This is a genomic window from Erwinia typographi, from assembly GCF_000773975.1.
Taxonomy (GTDB): Bacteria; Pseudomonadota; Gammaproteobacteria; order Enterobacterales; family Enterobacteriaceae; genus Erwinia; species Erwinia typographi.
Genome location: NZ_JRUQ01000049.1, coordinates 29,753 through 45,517, shown reverse-complemented (window position 1 = coordinate 45,517; position 15,765 = coordinate 29,753). Strand labels below are relative to the sequence as shown.

Sequence of the window (15,765 nt, the reverse complement as noted above, 5' to 3'; positions counted from 1 at the left end):
CAGCTCTGACCGCCTGCGGGCCAAAGCAATAAAGGTGATAACGCTTCATGGAGAAGATTACCGTCACTTTGGGGGAGAGAAGTTACCCCATTACCATCGCTGCCGGACTTTTTAACGATCCGTCTTCTTTTTGGCCGCTTAAGGCGGGCGATAGGGCCATGCTGGTCACTAATCAGACGCTGGCCCCTCTCTATCTCGCGCCGCTGCGCCAGCGTCTGGAAGACGCTGGCATAAAAGTGGATCAGGTGATCCTTCCCGACGGCGAGCAGTACAAAACGCTGGCGGTGATGGAGCAGGTCTTTACTGCCCTTCTGGAAAAACCTCACGGTCGTGACACTACCCTGATTGCCTTAGGCGGCGGGGTCATTGGCGATCTGACCGGTTTTGCCGCAGCGAGCTATCAGCGCGGCGTGCGCTTTATTCAGGTTCCCACCACGCTGCTGGCACAGGTTGACTCCTCAGTGGGAGGAAAAACCGCCGTTAATCATCCGCTCGGTAAAAACATGATTGGCGCGTTTTATCAGCCTGCCTCCGTGGTGGTGGATATCGACTGCCTCAGCACCCTGCCGCCGCGCGAGCTGGCGTCTGGCCTGGCTGAAGTGATCAAGTACGGCATCATTCTTGACGGCAAGTTCTTTAACTGGCTGGAAGCCAACCTGGATGCGCTGCTGGCCCTTGATGGCAAAGCGATGGCGTACTGTATTCGCCGCTGCTGCGAGTTGAAAGCCGAGGTAGTTGCCGCCGACGAACGTGAAATGGGGCAGCGTGCCCTGTTGAATCTGGGGCATACTTACGGCCATGCCATCGAAGCTCATATGGGCTACGGTAACTGGCTTCACGGCGAAGCTGTGGCGGCTGGCATGGTGATGGCTGCCAGAACGGCCGAACGTCTTGGGCAGTTCTCCGCCCAGCAGACCGACAGAATTATCACGCTGTTGCAGCGTGCAGGTTTACCGGTGACCGGGCCAGAAAGTATGGCCGCCGAAGCGTATCTGCCGCATATGATGCGTGACAAAAAAGTGCTGGGCGGCGAGCTTCGCCTGGTACTGCCTCTGGCAATCGGCGAGTCCGAAGTGCGCAGCGGCGTCGCACATGATACGGTGCTGGCTGCGATCAACGACTGCCTGCCAGGCTGAAGACGTAATGACGGGCGGTAGCCCGATTGAACAAGAAATTCGCCGCTCATAGGACGTTGAGGGGCGCCGCTGCTCTACAGTAGGAGGTTGAATGGACGAGTTTAAACCGGAAGACGAGTTAAAACCTGATACCAGTGACCGCCGCCCGCAGCGGTCCCGTAAGACGTCTTCTGCCCCCAAAGTTCCTGTTTCACGCCAGCATATGATGATGGGCATTGGTATTCTGGTGCTGCTGCTTTTGGTGATCGGTATCGGCTCTGCGCTGAATTCGCCGGGCGATAGCGGCCAGAGCGCCCAGAAACCTGCTTCGCCTTCTGGCCAGGCTGACGCCTCCGCTTCTGGCAACGACAAAAACATCGATCTCTCAGGCTCTTCCTCCATGAGCGGGCAGTCTGGCTCGCAGCCAGCGCCTGATGCCACGGCTGGCGCTGCGCCTGCAACCGCCAACGGTCCGCAGGAAATCAGCGCGCCGCCAATCTCTTCCACGCCGACACAGGCCGCGCCGGTAGAGACGCCAGCTAACCAGCAGCGCGTTGAACTGCCGGGCGATCTGAACAATGCGCTGAGCAATCAGCAGGGTCAGGTAGACGCCGCGGCGCAGGGCGCGCAGGATAACAGCGGCACGTTGCCTACGGCGCCTGCTACCGTCGCACCTGGCGGCAATGCGTCTGCCGCGCCAACGCGCGCGGCGAGCCAGCCACACAGGGCCGCCCCGCATCAGAATCAACCTGCGGCACATAAAGCTGCGCCTGCAAAACCAGCAGCCGTAGCCAGTAAGCCAAAAAGTAGCCCGGGCACCTCGGTCAGCCACGGCTCTTCAGCGCCAGTAAAAGCATCCTCTGCCGTTCCGGGTGGCAGCTATACGCTTCAGCTGAGCAGCGCCTCCCGTTCTGATACGCTGAACGCCTGGGCGAAGAAGCAAAATCTTAACGGCTATCACGTCTATAAAACGACGCGCAATGGCCAGCCGTGGTATGTGCTGGTGAGTGGCGCCTACGCTACGCCAGCAGACGCGAAGCGCGCCGTTGCCACGCTTCCGGCCGAAGTCCGTGCGCAGAACCCTTGGGTGAAGCCGGTCAGCCAGGTGAAAAAAGAATCGGCTGACTAAAAGTCTGAATAAGCCTGATTTTATGATGAAACTGTTAGCCCTCTTCGGAGGGCTAACTATTCAAAGCGCAGATATGCTGTCGGTGTAACCGCAGCCATAAGAATAAGTGTAATAAAAACGACGGCATGAAAAAAAATCGCGCTTTCTTAAAATGGGCGGGGGGGAAATACCCGCTGCTTGAGGATATCCAACGTCATCTGCCGGAAGGGGACTGTCTGATTGAGCCTTTTGTCGGCGCCGGCTCCGTGTTTCTTAACACCCCGTTTTCGAGCTACATTCTGGCGGATATCAACAGCGACCTGATCAATCTCTACAACATTGTCAAAACTCGCGTCAACGAGTTTACTGCCGATGCCCGCGAGCTGTTTACCAGCGAAAGCAATGAAGCCGGGTTTTACTATGCCCGCCGCGCTGAGTTTAACCGCTGCGACGATCCCTATCGCCGCGGCCAGCTGTTTTTGTATCTCAACCGCCACTGTTACAACGGACTCTGCCGCTACAACCTCAGCGGCGAGTTTAACGTGCCTTTTGGTCGCTATCGTAAACCCTATTTCCCAGAGGACGAGCTCTACTGGTTCTCTGAACGCTCGCAAAATGCGACCTTTGTCTGTGAATCGTACGATGTTACCCTAAGCCGTGCGCCGCAAGGGGCGGTGGTCTATTGCGATCCCCCTTATGCGCCGCTGTCGGCGACGGCGAACTTTACCGCCTACCACACCAACAGCTTTAGCCTGCAACAGCAGCAGCATCTGGCGTTGCTGGCGGAAAAGCTGGCTCTGGAGAACCGCATTCCGGTGCTGATTTCCAACCACGATACGCCGCTGACCCGCGAGTGGTATCAGGCGGCAAAGCTGCATAAAATTAAAGCGCGGCGGTCAATCAGCCGCAGCGGTAGCGGACGTCATCAAGTGGATGAACTGCTGGCCCTGTTCGGCGGCGGTTAACCCTCAACTGCGGTACGTGCCTGTTGTCAGGTGCGCTAATTGGGAGAAATGGATGAAACAGTATTTACTCGCCCCATCAATTCTGTCTGCAGATTTTGCCCGCCTGGGCGAAGACACAGCGAAAGCGTTGGCCGCCGGTGGCGATGTCGTGCATTTCGATGTGATGGATAATCACTACGTACCCAACCTGACGATGGGGCCAATGGTGCTGAAGGCGCTGCGTGATTACGGTATTACCGCCCCGATTGATGTGCATCTGATGGTGAAGCCGGTGGATCGCCTGATCCCGGATTTTGCCGCAGCGGGGGCCAGCTATATCACCTTCCATCCCGAAGCCACACAGCACATTGACCGTTCGCTACAGCTGATCAAAGAGCACGGCTGTAAAGCCGGCCTGGTGTTCAACCCAGCGACGCCGCTTAGCTACCTCGACTATGTGATGGATAAAGTGGACGTCATCCTGCTGATGTCGGTCAATCCGGGCTTCGGCGGCCAGTCGTTCATTCCAGGCACGCTGGATAAGCTGCGTCAGGTTCGTAAGCTGATAGATCAGAGCGGCTATGGCATTCGCCTGGAGGTGGATGGCGGCGTGAAGGTCGACAATATCGCCGAAATTGCCGCGGCGGGCGCAGACATGTTTGTCGCCGGTTCGGCCATTTTTGGCAAACCAGATTACAAAAAAGTGATCGACGATATGCGCACCGAACTGGAGAAATCACGCCATGGCTCATTTCACTAAGGTTCGCGCGCTGGCTTTCGACCTGGACGGCACGCTGATTGACAGCGCGCCGGGTCTGGCGAGCGCAGTAGATGCCGCTTTAACCTCCCTCGGCTTACCGGCTGCCGGCGTCGGGCGGGTTTCCACCTGGATTGGCAACGGCGCCGATATTCTGATTGAGCGGGCGCTGACCTGGGCCACCGGCCAGAAGCCGGAAAGCGACCTGATCCGCGACGCGCGCGTGCTGCTGGATACGCACTACGCCACCACCGTCGAGAGCGGCAGCAAGCTGTTTCCGGGCGTGAAGGAAGGGCTGGCTGCTCTGGCGGCGAAAGGCTTGCCGATGGCGATCGTCACCAATAAGCCCACGCCCTTTGTGGCCCCTCTGCTGGCCTCGCTGGGCATTGCCGATTATTTCTCGCTGATTATCGGCGGCGATGACGTGGTAGCGAAGAAACCCCATCCGGCGCCGCTGTTTCTGGTGCTGGGAAAATTTGGCCTGTTGCAGGAGGAACTGGTCTTTGTCGGCGACTCCCGCAATGATATTCTGGCGGCGCAGGCGGCAGGGTGCCCCTGCGTCGGCATGACCTTTGGCTACAACTACGGCGAGCCGATCGCCACCAGTCAGCCAACCGTGGTGCTGGACCATTTTAACGATTTGTTGCCCGCTTTAGGGCTGTAATTATCAGGACGAAAAAACATGAGCAAACCCATCGTATTTAGCGGCGCACAGCCTTCCGGCGAACTGACCATCGGTAACTATATGGGTGCGCTGCGTCAGTGGGTCAGTATGCAGGATAGCCATGACTGCATTTACTGCATTGTCGATTTACATGCGATTACCGTCCGTCAGGATCCGACCGCGCTGCGTAAGGCCACGCTGGATACGCTGGCGCTTTACCTCGCCTGCGGCATCGATCCTGAAAAGAGCACCATCTTCGTTCAGTCACATGTGCCGGAGCATACGCAGCTGGGCTGGATCCTTAACTGCTACACCTATTTCGGCGAGCTGAGCCGCATGACGCAGTTCAAGGATAAGTCCGCGCGCTACGAAGAGAATATCAACGTCGGCCTGTTTGATTACCCGGTGCTGATGGCGGCAGACATCCTGCTGTATCAGACCACTCAGGTGCCAGTGGGCGAAGATCAGAAGCAGCATCTCGAGCTGAGTCGCGACGTGGCGGCGCGCTTCAACGCGCTGTATGGCGATATCTTCAAAGTGCCTGAACCGTTTATCCCAAAATCTGGCGCACGCGTGATGTCGCTGCTTGAGCCGACCAAAAAGATGTCCAAGTCTGACGATAACCGTAATAACGTTATCGGTCTGCTGGAAGATCCTAAGTCGGTGGTGAAGAAGATTAAGCGGGCGATGACCGATGGCGACGAGCCGCCGGTGGTGCGTTATGACGTGAAGAACAAGGCGGGCGTTTCTAACCTGCTGGATATTCTCGCTGGCGTGACGGGCAAAAGCATTCCGGAGCTGGAGCAGCAGTTTGCAGGCCAGATGTATGGGCATCTGAAAGGGGCGGTCGCCGAAGCCGTGTCCGAGATGCTGACCGATCTGCAAGCGCGCTATAGCCACTTCCGTGAAGATGAAGCCCTGCTGGAAAAGGTTCTTCGCGATGGCGCTGCCAAGGCCCGCGCGCAGGCGCAGGTAACGCTGAAGAAAGTCTATGAAGCCGTAGGTTTTGTGGCCCAGTCTTAACCCTCGAACCAACACCAGAGGCGGCGCTTTTCCGCTTCTGGTTTATTTTCCCGGCATAACCTTTCCCATGCTCTCCGTCATACGCTTTTCCTGACGTTTCAGAACCAGCGCAGCTTATCCCGCAGGGCGACAACCCGCCCAACGATAATCAGCGAGGGGCTGCTGACTGCTGACGCCAGCGTGCCCAGTTGACGAAGCTCTCCGCTGACCACGCGCTGCTGCGGCGAGGTGCCTCTTTCAACCAGCGCAACCGGCATATCCTCTGCCATTCCGTGCGCCAGCAGCTGCTTCTGGATCTCTCCCGCCTGCGACAGCCCCATATAGAACACCAGCGTCTGTTGTTCAGCGGCCAGATTCTGCCAGTCCAGACAGCCGTTAGCCTGCACATGGCCGGTCACCAGCCTGACGCTCTGCGCATGGTCGCGGTGGGTAAGGGGAATGCCGCTGTAGGCTGAACAGCCGGAGGCGGCGGTGATGCCGGGCACCACGGAGAAGGGGATTTCCGCCGCCAGCAGCGCCTCGAGCTCCTCCGCACCGCGCCCGAAGATAAAGGGATCGCCTCCCTTCAGGCGCACAACGCGCTTCCCCTGCTGGGCCAGCTCAAGCAGCAGCTGATTGATCGCCTCCTGCGGCACGCAGTGAAAACCAGCCCGCTTGCCGACGAAAATCCTTTCCGCATCGCGGCGCACAAGTTCCAGAATTTCCTCTGAAACCAGCCGGTCGTATACCACCACATCCGCCTGCTGGATCTGCTGTAGGCCTTTTAGCGTCAGCAGCCCGGCGTCACCTGGCCCGGCACCCACCAGCACCACTTCGCCACGGTTTTCCAGCGGTTGCTGAAACACCTCTTCTGTCAGTTCCGCTACCCGTTCAGCCTGCCCGTTGGCCAGCGACTGCGCCAGCCGGTCATGGTGAAACACCTTTTCCCAGAAACGCCTGCGCTGACCCAGTTGGGCAAACTCTTTTTTGACTCGCTGGCGCAGTGAACCGGCGTAAGCAGCCACTTTACCCAGATGCTGGGGCAGCAGGGCTTCGATTTTTTCCCGCAGTAGCCTGGCCATCACCGGCGCTTTTCCGCCGCTGGAGATGGCGACGATTAGCGGCGAGCGGTCAACGACGGAAGGCATGATCGCGCTGGCCTGCTCCGGCGTATCCACCAGGTTGCAGAACACCTGGCTGGCTTCGGCACAGGCGCTGACCTGCTGATTGACCTTATCGTCGTTCGTCGCGGCAATCACCAGCCAGCAGCCGTCGATCATCTCCGCACTGAAGGCGCCGTGAAGCAACTTCAGCTCGCCGGACTGCTGCCAGAGAAGGAACTGCGGGGAGAAGTGCGTTGCGCAGATTTTCAGCTCGGCACCGGTTTTTAACAGCAGGCGGGCTTTACGCTCCGCCACCTCGCCGCCGCCCACCAGCAGGCAGGCCCGGTTACGCAGTTGGCAGAACAGCGGAAGATAATCCATACGACGCTCACAAGTCAGAAGAAAAAGGGCCGCCTGATGGCGGCCGGTGCGGGATTTTACCTGTCGGGCGGGGATCAGACAGCGATTTCAACCTGCCCGTCGCGCACTCTGGCGCGATAGCTGGCGATCGAGCGGCTTTCCTCTTCCATGCACAGCCCGTCCCGCAATCGGAAACGCTGCTTTTTCAACGGGCTGGCTACCCACAGCTCCTGCTGATGTTCGGCGATAATACCGCGGGACAGCACGCTGGCCTGGGCGAAGGGATCGATATTGCTCAGTGCAAACACCGTTTCGTCCTCTCCTGGGCGAAATACTGCTACCTGCTGGCTGGCTACCAGCGCGCAGACGCCGGTGGCGGGAAGAATACTCTCCAGAGAACAGACCGGATACCAGTGGCTCATGATGGCTCCTCCAGGAGAACAACGGGAATGCGCTCATCGGGACGCGCGGGGCGGTGCTGCTCGCGTTCGGCAACGATCTGCACCAGCGGGTCACGTTGTGAGCTGTTGATAAATTGGGCGAAGCGGGCGTGCTGACGAGGATCGTCAACGGTCTCTTTCCATTCGCAGCTAACCTGCTCGCGCAGTCGGCCGATATCGCTCTCCATTTGCGCATTGAGTCCCAGCTTATCTTCCACAATAACCTGCCGGAGATAGCTGATGCCGCCGTCAAGGCTTTCCAACCAGAGCGAGGTGCGCTGTAGTTTATCGGCCGTGCGGATGTAGAACATCATAAAGCGGTCAAGATAATGGATCAGCGTCTGCTGGTCCAGGTCAGCCGCCAGCAGATCCGCATGGCGAGGCTTCATGCCGCCGTTACCGGCTACGTAGAGATTCCAGCCTTTTTCGGTGGCGATAATACCCACGTCTTTGCCCTGCGCTTCGGCACACTCGCGGGTGCAGCCAGAGACGCCAAATTTCATTTTGTGCGGCGTGCGAATTCCTTTGTAACGGTTTTCCAGCTCAACGCCCAGGCCGACGCTGTCGCCAACGCCGAAGCGGCACCAGCTGCTGCCGACGCAGGTTTTCGCCATGCGCAGCGCTTTGGCATAGGCGTGGCCGGTTTCAAACCCGGCGGCGATCAGCTGTGACCAGATCGCCGGCAGGTCGTCCTTTTGCGCGCCAAACAGGCCGATACGCTGCGAGCCGGTGATTTTGGTATACAGGTTATAGCGGCGGCCAATCTCACCGATGGCTACCAGCCCTTCCGGCGTGATTTCGCCGCCAGCGGAGCGGGGGATGACTGAATAGGTGCCGTCTTTCTGAATATTGCCGAGGAACAGGTCATTGCTGTCCTGTAGCGCGGTATGCTGCGGCTTAAGCACGTATTCATTCCAGCAGGAGGCAAGCAGCGACCCGACCGCAGGCTTGCAGATTTCGCAGCCGTAGCCTTGGCCATATTTTTCCAGCAGCAGGTCGAAGGTTTTGATCTCTTCAACGCGGATCAGGTGATACAGCTCCTGGCGGGAGTAGCTGAAGTGCTCGCAAAGGTGGTGGTTGACCTCAATGCCCTGACGGCTCAGCTCGGCGTTCAATACCTGAGTCATTAACGGCACGCAGCCGCCGCAGCCGGTGCCCGCTTTGGTTTCGGCCTTTAACGCCGCAACGGTATGGCAGCCTTTGTGGATCGCGCCGATCAGATCGCCCTTGGTGACGTCGAAACAGGAGCAGATTTGCGCGCTTTCCGGCAGCGACTCCACGCCAATCGCTGGCTTGCTGCCCGCGTGGGCAGGAAGAATGAGCGAGTCGGGATGGTCCGGCAGTTCGATCGCGTTCAGCATCAGCTGCAGCAGGTTGCCGTAATCGCTGGTATCGCCGACCAGCACCGCGCCCAGCAGCGTTTTGTTATCAGCGCTGACGACCAGCCGTTTATATACCTCTTTGCTTTCGTCCAGATAGACGTAGCTCCGCGCGCCAGGCGTACGGCCATGCGCGTCGCCAATGCCGCCCACGTCCACGCCCAGCAGCTTGAGCCTGGCGCTCATATCCGCCCCGGTAAAACGATTGTCGTTGCCCAGCAGATGGTCGCAGGTGACCTGCGCCATTTTGTAGCCCGGCGCGACCAGACCATAAATCCGGTTCTGCCAGGCTGCGCACTCGCCGATGGCGTAGATATCGGCATCGCTGGTTATGCAGCTGTCGTCAATCAGCACGCCGCCGCGCTGGCCCAGCGCCAGCTCACTCTGCCTGGCCAGCTTGTCCTGCGGGCGGATACCGGTGGAGAAAACGATAAAATCAATCTCCAGTTCGCTGCCATCAGCAAACTGCATGGTTTTGCCACCCTGCGGGCGGTCAATAATCTGCTGGGTATTTTTTCCGGTATGAACTTTTACGCCCATTCGCTCGATTTTCTGCCGCAGCTGTTGGCCGCCCAGCGGATCAAGCTGTTCGGCCATCAGCACCGGAGCGAACTCCACCACATGGGTTTCAATGCCCAGGTTTTTAAGCGCTCCGGCGGCCTCCAGACCCAGCAGGCCGCCGCCAACCACGGCGCCGCGCTGGCTGCGTTGGGCGCAGGCTTCAATCGCGTTAAGGTCTTCAATCGTGCGGTAAACGAAGCAGTCCTGACCCTCCGCGCCCTTAATCGGCGGGACCCACGGCCAGGAACCGGTCGCCAGCACCAGCTTGTCATAGTGAACGGCGCGGCCGCTGCTGGAGTGGATCACTTTTTCCCGGCGGTTGAGCGTGATGGCTCGTTCGCCAATCAGCACCTCAATGCCGTTTTTCTGATAGAAGTCGTTACGAACCAGCGACAGCTCTTCAGCAGTATGATGGGAGAAATAGGCGGAGAGGTGAACGCGGTCGTAGGCCACGCGGGGTTCTTCGCAAAAAACGGTGATGGCAAACTGCCCGGGCGCAGCTTTCTCAACCAGTTCTTCAATTAATCGGTGGCCCACCATGCCGTTGCCAATGATGACGAGTCGGGTGCTCATTTTTGCCTCACAATGCCATATATTGCGGCTACAATAGCGCGCCGCAATACAGGGTTATTGATGTACATCAATCCGCTTTTTAAATACTCCTTAATGGGTAGGTGGCTGATTTGGCTTTGATTTTTGTAAGTTACGGAAATTGCAGCATTTCGAATCAATCGCCTCAGCCTACCTCCGACAATCTACCGTGCAGCCAGCATAAACAATGGTATGGTTAAGGAGAGACAATCGACCTTGTGGAGCGTTTATGCAGGCTGCTAATTTAAAATGGATTCATCATGTGCGTTTGCCCTGGCGGGAAGGCCTCTGGCAAATTGAGATCCATGACGGCAAAATCGCCCGAATTTCCCCTCAGACTCAGCACCCGCCAGCGGCCGATGCGCTGGATGCGGAGGGCGGCCTGGCCTTTCCTCCGTTTATTGAGCCGCATATCCATCTTGATACCACGCAGACCGCCGGGGAACCGGCCTGGAACGAGTCCGGTACGCTGTTTGAGGGCATTGAGCGCTGGGCGGAACGCAAGGCGCTGCTCAGCCATGAAGATGTTAAACAGCGCGCCACCCAGACGTTAAAATGGCAGATCGCCAACGGCATCCAGCATGTGCGTACGCATATTGATGTTTCCGATCCGACGCTGACCGCGCTGAAAGCGATGCTGGAAGTGAAAGCGGAGATGGCCCCGTGGGTGGATATTCAACTGGTGGCCTTTCCTCAGGAGGGCATCCTCTCCTATCCGGACGGTGAAGCTCTGCTGGAAGAGGCGCTGAAGCTTGGCGCAGACGTGGTGGGAGCTATCCCTCACTTTGAGTTCACCAGGGAATACGGCGTTGAATCGCTGCATAAAACCTTCGCGCTGGCGCAGAAATATCAGCGCATGGTGGACGTACACTGCGATGAAATTGATGACGAACAATCGCGGTTTGTTGAGACGGTAGCCGCGCTGGCGCTGCGTGAAAAAATGGGCGAGCGCGTGACGGCGAGCCATACTACCGCGATGCACTCCTACAACGGCGCCTATACCTCACGCCTGTTCCGCCTGCTGAAGCTTTCAGGCATCAACTTTGTCGCCAATCCGCTGGTGAATATTCATCTTCAGGGACGGTTTGATACTTACCCTAAACGTCGTGGCATCACCCGCGTGAAAGAGATGCTTGAGGCTGATATCAACGTCTGCTTTGGGCACGATGACGTCTTCGATCCCTGGTACCCGCTCGGCACGGCTAACATGCTTCAGGTGCTGCATATGGGGCTGCACGTCTGCCAACTGATGGGCTATGGCCAGATCGACGCTGGCATTAACCTGATTACCCATAACAGCGCCAGAACCTTACAGCTAGGGGATTACGGTATTCAGGCCGGCAACACTGCCAACCTGATTATTCTGCCTGCCGAGAATGGTTTTGACGCGCTGCGGCGACAGGTGTCGGTGCGCTATTCCATTCGTCAGGGAAGGGTGATTGCTGAAACGAAACCTGCCGACACCACCCTGTATTTGCAGGAAAGTGAAAAGGTAGATTTTAAACGCTGAAGGGTGAGGAGATGCTGCGCCAGGTAAGTCAAAAAGGCCGGTTCCCCGGCCTTTCTTCCGTCAATGCGCGGACATGTGGCCGTGCAGCTTGTGCTTGCTGACAAAGCCCAGCAGCAGGCACATCACAAACACCACGGCATACAGACCGTTTGAGGTCAGCAGAGCCGCGTGAGCGCCGCCTTTCTCAACGATAGGGCCGGTGACCACAAAGGTCAGCATGGTGCCCACGGTGCCGCAGGTCAGAATAAAGTTAACCAGCTTCGGCGAGGAAACTTTGGTCTGCAATGAACCCAGGGTGATGATGGTGGTGTAGATTGCGCTGGAGAAAAAGCCCAGGCTAATCATGATCCACTTCAGCATTGACGCGTCCGTTGAACTGACAAACCAGTACATCAGCGCCGTAGCCAGCAGCGCCAGGACGGTAACAATGCGCTGCGGATCGAAGAAGCGCAGAATGGCGCTGAAGGCCCACATGCCGATCATGTAGGAGGTCCAGAAGTTGCCGACCAGCCCACCGGCCTGGCTGATATCCATGCCCATCGTTTTGGTGGCATACAGCGGCACCCAGCCAATAAAGCCAAGCTGGCCGAGGATATAGCACAGTGCGGCAATGGAGAGCAGCAGAACGCCGACGCCCCATTTCTCTTTTTCTCCCTGCGGCTGGTTGGGCGCTTTCTTGCCCAATACCGGGAATTCAAAGCACAGCGCCAGCACAAAAATTGCCACATAAATCACGCCGATGCAGGCATAAACCCAATACCAGGGCAGCGAGCGGGCGAGAATGGCGGCGGCGATGATCGGGAAAATAGTGCCCGCCATGCTGAAGAAGGAGTCGGTAAACAGCAGTCGGGAACCGCGCTGGCGGCCTTCATACAGATGGGTGATCAGGAAGGTGCCGATCGACATGGTAATGCCGCTGACGACGCCCAGCACGAACATACACAGGGAGAAGACGCTCAGGCTGTGGCTGGTCATCAGCCCCAGTATCGCCAGCACCATCAGGACGAAGCCAAATATTAGCTGACGCTTAAGCGGGATAATCTCCATCAGCCAGGCGTTGAGGAACACCGCCACCAGGATACCGGCATTCAGGAAGGTGAAGGTGTTACTCATCTGGGCTACGGGTAACTGAAAATAGTCAGCAATATTTTCCAGCACCATACCGGTCACAATGACTACCGCGCCGGTAAGCGCATAAGAGAAGAAACTGATCCAGGTAAGCCCAATGCGATCGCGATTAGTCATAATTTGAAACCCGTGTGTCAAAAGGAACGTGAGGCAGGACGCCTACGGTAAGCAGCGGAAGTGTAGCGATAAACGTGATCGGCTTAAATAAATAATGAAACATTTATTTTCAAATTCATGTGTTTCGTGAACAAAGTCACGCTTTTTTTAACGGGGGAAGCGATTGCGGTCGACAGTTTACGCGTAAATAAAGGTAAAACGCTGGCGCGTTGATAAGCGCCTCTTTACAATCAATTTTGTTTTTCTGGCCTGTAGCCCTTAGTAAGGAATCTTTCATGTTAAAACGTACTTTGACAGCGGTTGCCACCGTTTTCGCGCTGTCCGCGCTCTCCGCTTCTGCTTTCGCCGCAAAGGGAGATACGCATGTGATGCTGACCACCTCGGCGGGTAACATTGAGCTGGAACTCGATAATCAAAAGGCTCCTGTTTCGACGAAAAACTTCGTCGACTACGTCAACAGTGGCTTCTACAACAACACGACTTTCCATCGCGTGATCCCAGGCTTTATGGTACAGGGTGGCGGCTTTACCGCAGATATGCAGCAAAAGCCAACCAATGCGCCAATCAAAAATGAGGCCGACAATGGCCTGCTTAACAAGCGCGGCACTATCTCTATGGCCCGCACCGCGGATAAAGACAGCGCGACCAGCCAGTTTTTCCTCAACGTAGCGGATAACGCCTTCCTGGATCACGGGCAGCGCGACTTCGGCTATGCGGTATTTGGTAAAATTGTGAAAGGTCAGGACGTCGCCGATAAAATCTCTCAGGTTCCATCGCAGAATGTTGGTCCTTACCAGAACGTTCCGGTAAAACCGGTAGTCATTCTCTCCGCAAAAGTTCTGCCTTAATCTCCCGTCGGGTGATTGCTGCCGATCGTCAGTGCAGGCAATCTGTACGCGGTCGCCAGGCCGCAGCACGCAGCAATCACCTTGTCCGGAGAGGCAGCCTGTCAAAAAGCCGAACGGTATCGCGGTTTATTGAGCGCAGCCTTTGGCAAAGTGGTAAGCGAACGGCCGGAAAGTGCGTAGAATAGCGGCGTCCCAATCCGGCCCGGAGCTACCATGCTGCTGCTTATTGATAACTACGACTCTTTCACCTGGAACCTCTTCCAGTACTTCTGCGAGCTGGGCGCGGAGGTGCAGGTGCACCGTAACGATGAGATTACGCTGGAGCAGATTGCCGCTTTGCGACCTGAGCGGCTGGTTATTTCGCCCGGTCCCTGTACGCCGGACGACGCGGGCATCTCGCTTGCGGCGATCCGCGAATTTGCCGGAAAGCTGCCGATACTCGGCGTCTGCCTTGGGCATCAGGCTATCGCGCAGGCTTACGGCGCTCGCGTGGTGCGGGCGCGGCAGGTGATGCACGGCAAAGTGTCGGCAATTGAGCACAACGACGGCGGAGTCTTTGCCGGACTGAATCATCCGCTCTCCGTCACGCGCTATCATTCATTGATTGTGGAAACGGCGAGCCTGCCGGACGAGTTTGACATCACGGCCTGGACGCTGGCCGACGGACAGCCGGATGAGGTCATGGGCTTTCGCCACCGCTCTTTACCGCTGCAAGGCGTGCAGTTCCATCCGGAAAGTATCCTCAGCGAGCAGGGGCACCAGCTGCTCGGCAATTTTCTTAAATCGTGAAACAATTGCTTTTAAGTGATTTTTTATGCATATTTTGTGATTATAATTTCACTCTCCTGCAACGACAGAATGATGGGGTAGCCAATGGCAGCGAATAAATTAGCGGTAACTCGGGCAACGTTCGATGAGGTGATATTGCCTGTTTATGCACCAGCGCAGTTTGTGCCAGTAAAGGGCAAAGGCAGCCGCGTTTGGGATCAACAGGGTAAAGAGTACATCGATTTTTCCGGTGGGATTGCGGTGACCGCGCTGGGGCATTGCCATCCTGCGCTGGTGGAGGCCTTGAAAACCCAGGGCGAAACCCTGTGGCACACCAGCAACGTGTTCACCAACGAGCCTGCGCTGCGTCTGGCCAGCAAGCTGATCGCGGCTACCTTTGCTGAACGCGTGTTCTTTGCCAACTCCGGCGCGGAAGCCAACGAAGCCGCCTTCAAGCTGGCCCGCTATTACGCTGCTAAACGCCACTCGCCGTATAAGAGCAAAATCATTGCGTTTCACAATGCGTTTCACGGCCGTACGCTCTTTACCGTTTCCGTTGGCGGCCAGCCGAAATACTCTGACGGTTTCGGCCCTAAACCGGCTGACATTGTGCATGTACCCTTTAACGATCTGGCGGCGGTTAAAGCGGTTATTGACGATCACACCTGCGCCATTGTGGTTGAGCCTATCCAGGGCGAAGGCGGCGTGATGCCTGCCACAGTTGAATTTATGCAGGGGCTGCGCAAGCTGTGTGATGAGCATCAGGCGCTGCTGGTGCTGGATGAGGTACAGAGCGGCATGGGCCGCAGCGGCAAGCTGTTCGCCTACGAGCATTATGGTGTGCAGCCGGATATTCTGAGCACCGCGAAAGCGCTGGGCGGCGGCTTCCCGGTGAGCGCGATGCTGACCACCAATGAGATTGCTTCGGCCATGTCGCCTGGCGTACACGGCACCACCTACGGCGGCAATCCTCTGGCCTGCGCTATTGCGGAAGCCGCGCTGGATATCATCAATACGCCAGAGGTGCTGAGCGGGGTAGAGGCGCGTCGTGAGCAGTTTGTGGCGGCGCTGAAGGCGATGGATGCGAAGCTGGACCTGTTCAGCGACATTCGTGGGAAGGGGCTGCTGATTGGCGCGGCGCTGAAACCGCAGCACGCAGGCAAAGCGCGCGATATTCTGAACGCCGCGGCGGCCGAAGGCGTGATGATTCTTAATGCCGGCAACGAGGTGATCCGCCTTGCGCCATCGCTGGTGATTGAGCCGACGGATATTGAAGAGGGCATGGCCCGCCTGGCCGTAGCGGTAGAAAAAGTCCTCGCTTAACCCACGATCGGGGGGCTGAAATCTTCAGCTCCCTGCTCAACCACGCC

General features: G+C 57.4%; 14 protein-coding genes. 10 read left to right on the top strand and 4 right to left on the bottom strand.

The window, feature by feature from the left end; translation table 11 throughout:
- Positions 1-47: 47 nt before the first annotated feature.
- The 6 genes from aroB (at position 48) to trpS (ending at position 5,611) form a co-directional block, all read left to right on the top strand.
- Positions 48-1,136, top strand: coding sequence for a 3-dehydroquinate synthase (gene aroB, locus NG99_RS17280; RefSeq protein WP_034895607.1), 1,089 nt, complete (start codon positions 48-50; stop codon positions 1,134-1,136).
- A gap of 91 nt (positions 1,137-1,227) precedes the next feature.
- Complete coding sequence (locus NG99_RS17275; protein WP_034895605.1) at positions 1,228-2,244, top strand: SPOR domain-containing protein; 1,017 nt, start codon at positions 1,228-1,230, stop codon at positions 2,242-2,244.
- Between the two features lie 125 nt (positions 2,245-2,369).
- On the top strand, positions 2,370-3,188 hold the full coding sequence (dam, locus tag NG99_RS17270) for an adenine-specific DNA-methyltransferase (RefSeq protein ID WP_034895603.1): 819 nt from the start codon (positions 2,370-2,372) through the stop codon (positions 3,186-3,188).
- A 52-nt stretch (positions 3,189-3,240) separates the two neighbouring features.
- Positions 3,241-3,927, top strand: a complete 687-nt coding sequence (gene rpe, locus NG99_RS17265) for a ribulose-phosphate 3-epimerase (protein WP_034895601.1) — start codon at positions 3,241-3,243, stop codon at positions 3,925-3,927.
- The gene (locus tag NG99_RS17260; RefSeq protein WP_034895598.1) at positions 3,911-4,588 is read left to right on the top strand and encodes a phosphoglycolate phosphatase; all 678 of its coding nucleotides are present in this window, start codon (positions 3,911-3,913) and stop codon (positions 4,586-4,588) included. Before rpe ends, NG99_RS17260 begins: the two co-directional genes overlap by 17 nt.
- An 18-nt stretch (positions 4,589-4,606) precedes the next feature.
- Positions 4,607-5,611, top strand: coding sequence for a tryptophan--tRNA ligase (gene trpS, locus NG99_RS17255; protein ID WP_034895596.1), 1,005 nt, complete (start codon positions 4,607-4,609; stop codon positions 5,609-5,611).
- Between the two features lie 98 nt (positions 5,612-5,709).
- Here the strand turns inward: trpS and cysG are convergent, their stop codons facing one another.
- The 3 genes from cysG to nirB form a co-directional block, all read right to left on the bottom strand.
- Positions 5,710-7,074 (bottom strand): siroheme synthase CysG, encoded by a 1,365-nt coding sequence (cysG, locus tag NG99_RS17250; protein WP_034895594.1) that lies wholly within the window; start codon positions 7,072-7,074, stop codon positions 5,710-5,712.
- Positions 7,075-7,148: 74 nt separating this feature from the next.
- Complete coding sequence (gene nirD / locus NG99_RS17245; protein ID WP_034895592.1) at positions 7,149-7,475, bottom strand: nitrite reductase small subunit NirD; 327 nt, start codon at positions 7,473-7,475, stop codon at positions 7,149-7,151.
- Positions 7,472-10,006, bottom strand: a complete 2,535-nt coding sequence (gene nirB, locus NG99_RS17240; protein WP_034895590.1) for a nitrite reductase large subunit NirB — start codon at positions 10,004-10,006, stop codon at positions 7,472-7,474. Before nirB ends, nirD begins: the two co-directional genes overlap by 4 nt.
- Before the next feature lie 247 nt (positions 10,007-10,253).
- Here nirB and NG99_RS17235 point away from each other — a divergent pair, with 247 nt between their 5' ends.
- On the top strand, positions 10,254-11,534 hold the full coding sequence (locus tag NG99_RS17235) for a cytosine deaminase (protein ID WP_034895588.1): 1,281 nt from the start codon (positions 10,254-10,256) through the stop codon (positions 11,532-11,534).
- A gap of 60 nt (positions 11,535-11,594) precedes the next feature.
- Here the strand turns inward: NG99_RS17235 and tsgA are convergent, their stop codons facing one another.
- Complete coding sequence (tsgA, locus tag NG99_RS17230) at positions 11,595-12,779, bottom strand: MFS transporter TsgA (RefSeq protein ID WP_034895586.1); 1,185 nt, start codon at positions 12,777-12,779, stop codon at positions 11,595-11,597.
- 275 nt (positions 12,780-13,054) lie between these two features.
- Between tsgA and ppiA the strand changes: the two genes are divergently transcribed.
- From ppiA to argD, 3 genes are all read left to right on the top strand, one after another.
- On the top strand, positions 13,055-13,627 hold the full coding sequence (gene ppiA / locus NG99_RS17225; RefSeq protein ID WP_034895583.1) for a peptidylprolyl isomerase A: 573 nt from the start codon (positions 13,055-13,057) through the stop codon (positions 13,625-13,627).
- A 213-nt stretch (positions 13,628-13,840) separates the two neighbouring features.
- Positions 13,841-14,416: an aminodeoxychorismate synthase component II gene (locus NG99_RS17220; protein ID WP_034895581.1), complete on the top strand. Its 576-nt coding sequence runs from the start codon at positions 13,841-13,843 to the stop codon at positions 14,414-14,416.
- An 84-nt stretch (positions 14,417-14,500) separates the two neighbouring features.
- Positions 14,501-15,718, top strand: coding sequence for a bifunctional acetylornithine/succinyldiaminopimelate transaminase (gene argD / locus NG99_RS17215; RefSeq protein ID WP_034895579.1), 1,218 nt, complete (start codon positions 14,501-14,503; stop codon positions 15,716-15,718).
- Positions 15,719-15,765: the final 47 nt, after the last annotated feature.

What these genes read in the sequence shown, in the direction of transcription:
- dam (WP_034895603.1), top strand. Translation starts at nt 2,370, where the DNA reads ATGAAAAAAAATCGCGCTTTCTTAAAATGGGCGGGGGGGAAATACCCG.
- aroB (WP_034895607.1), top strand. Translation starts at nt 48, where the DNA reads ATGGAGAAGATTACCGTCACTTTGGGGGAGAGAAGTTACCCCATTACC.
- rpe (WP_034895601.1), top strand. Translation starts at nt 3,241, where the DNA reads ATGAAACAGTATTTACTCGCCCCATCAATTCTGTCTGCAGATTTTGCC.
- ppiA (WP_034895583.1), top strand. Translation starts at nt 13,055, where the DNA reads ATGTTAAAACGTACTTTGACAGCGGTTGCCACCGTTTTCGCGCTGTCC.
- nirD (WP_034895592.1), bottom strand. Translation starts at nt 7,475, where the DNA reads ATGAGCCACTGGTATCCGGTCTGTTCTCTGGAGAGTATTCTTCCCGCC.
- argD (WP_034895579.1), top strand. Translation starts at nt 14,501, where the DNA reads ATGGCAGCGAATAAATTAGCGGTAACTCGGGCAACGTTCGATGAGGTG.
- trpS (WP_034895596.1), top strand. Translation starts at nt 4,607, where the DNA reads ATGAGCAAACCCATCGTATTTAGCGGCGCACAGCCTTCCGGCGAACTG.
- NG99_RS17235 (WP_034895588.1), top strand. Translation starts at nt 10,254, where the DNA reads ATGCAGGCTGCTAATTTAAAATGGATTCATCATGTGCGTTTGCCCTGG.
- NG99_RS17220 (WP_034895581.1), top strand. Translation starts at nt 13,841, where the DNA reads ATGCTGCTGCTTATTGATAACTACGACTCTTTCACCTGGAACCTCTTC.
- NG99_RS17275 (WP_034895605.1), top strand. Translation starts at nt 1,228, where the DNA reads ATGGACGAGTTTAAACCGGAAGACGAGTTAAAACCTGATACCAGTGAC.
- NG99_RS17260 (WP_034895598.1), top strand. Translation starts at nt 3,911, where the DNA reads ATGGCTCATTTCACTAAGGTTCGCGCGCTGGCTTTCGACCTGGACGGC.
- tsgA (WP_034895586.1), bottom strand. Translation starts at nt 12,779, where the DNA reads ATGACTAATCGCGATCGCATTGGGCTTACCTGGATCAGTTTCTTCTCT.
- nirB (WP_034895590.1), bottom strand. Translation starts at nt 10,006, where the DNA reads ATGAGCACCCGACTCGTCATCATTGGCAACGGCATGGTGGGCCACCGA.
- cysG (WP_034895594.1), bottom strand. Translation starts at nt 7,074, where the DNA reads ATGGATTATCTTCCGCTGTTCTGCCAACTGCGTAACCGGGCCTGCCTG.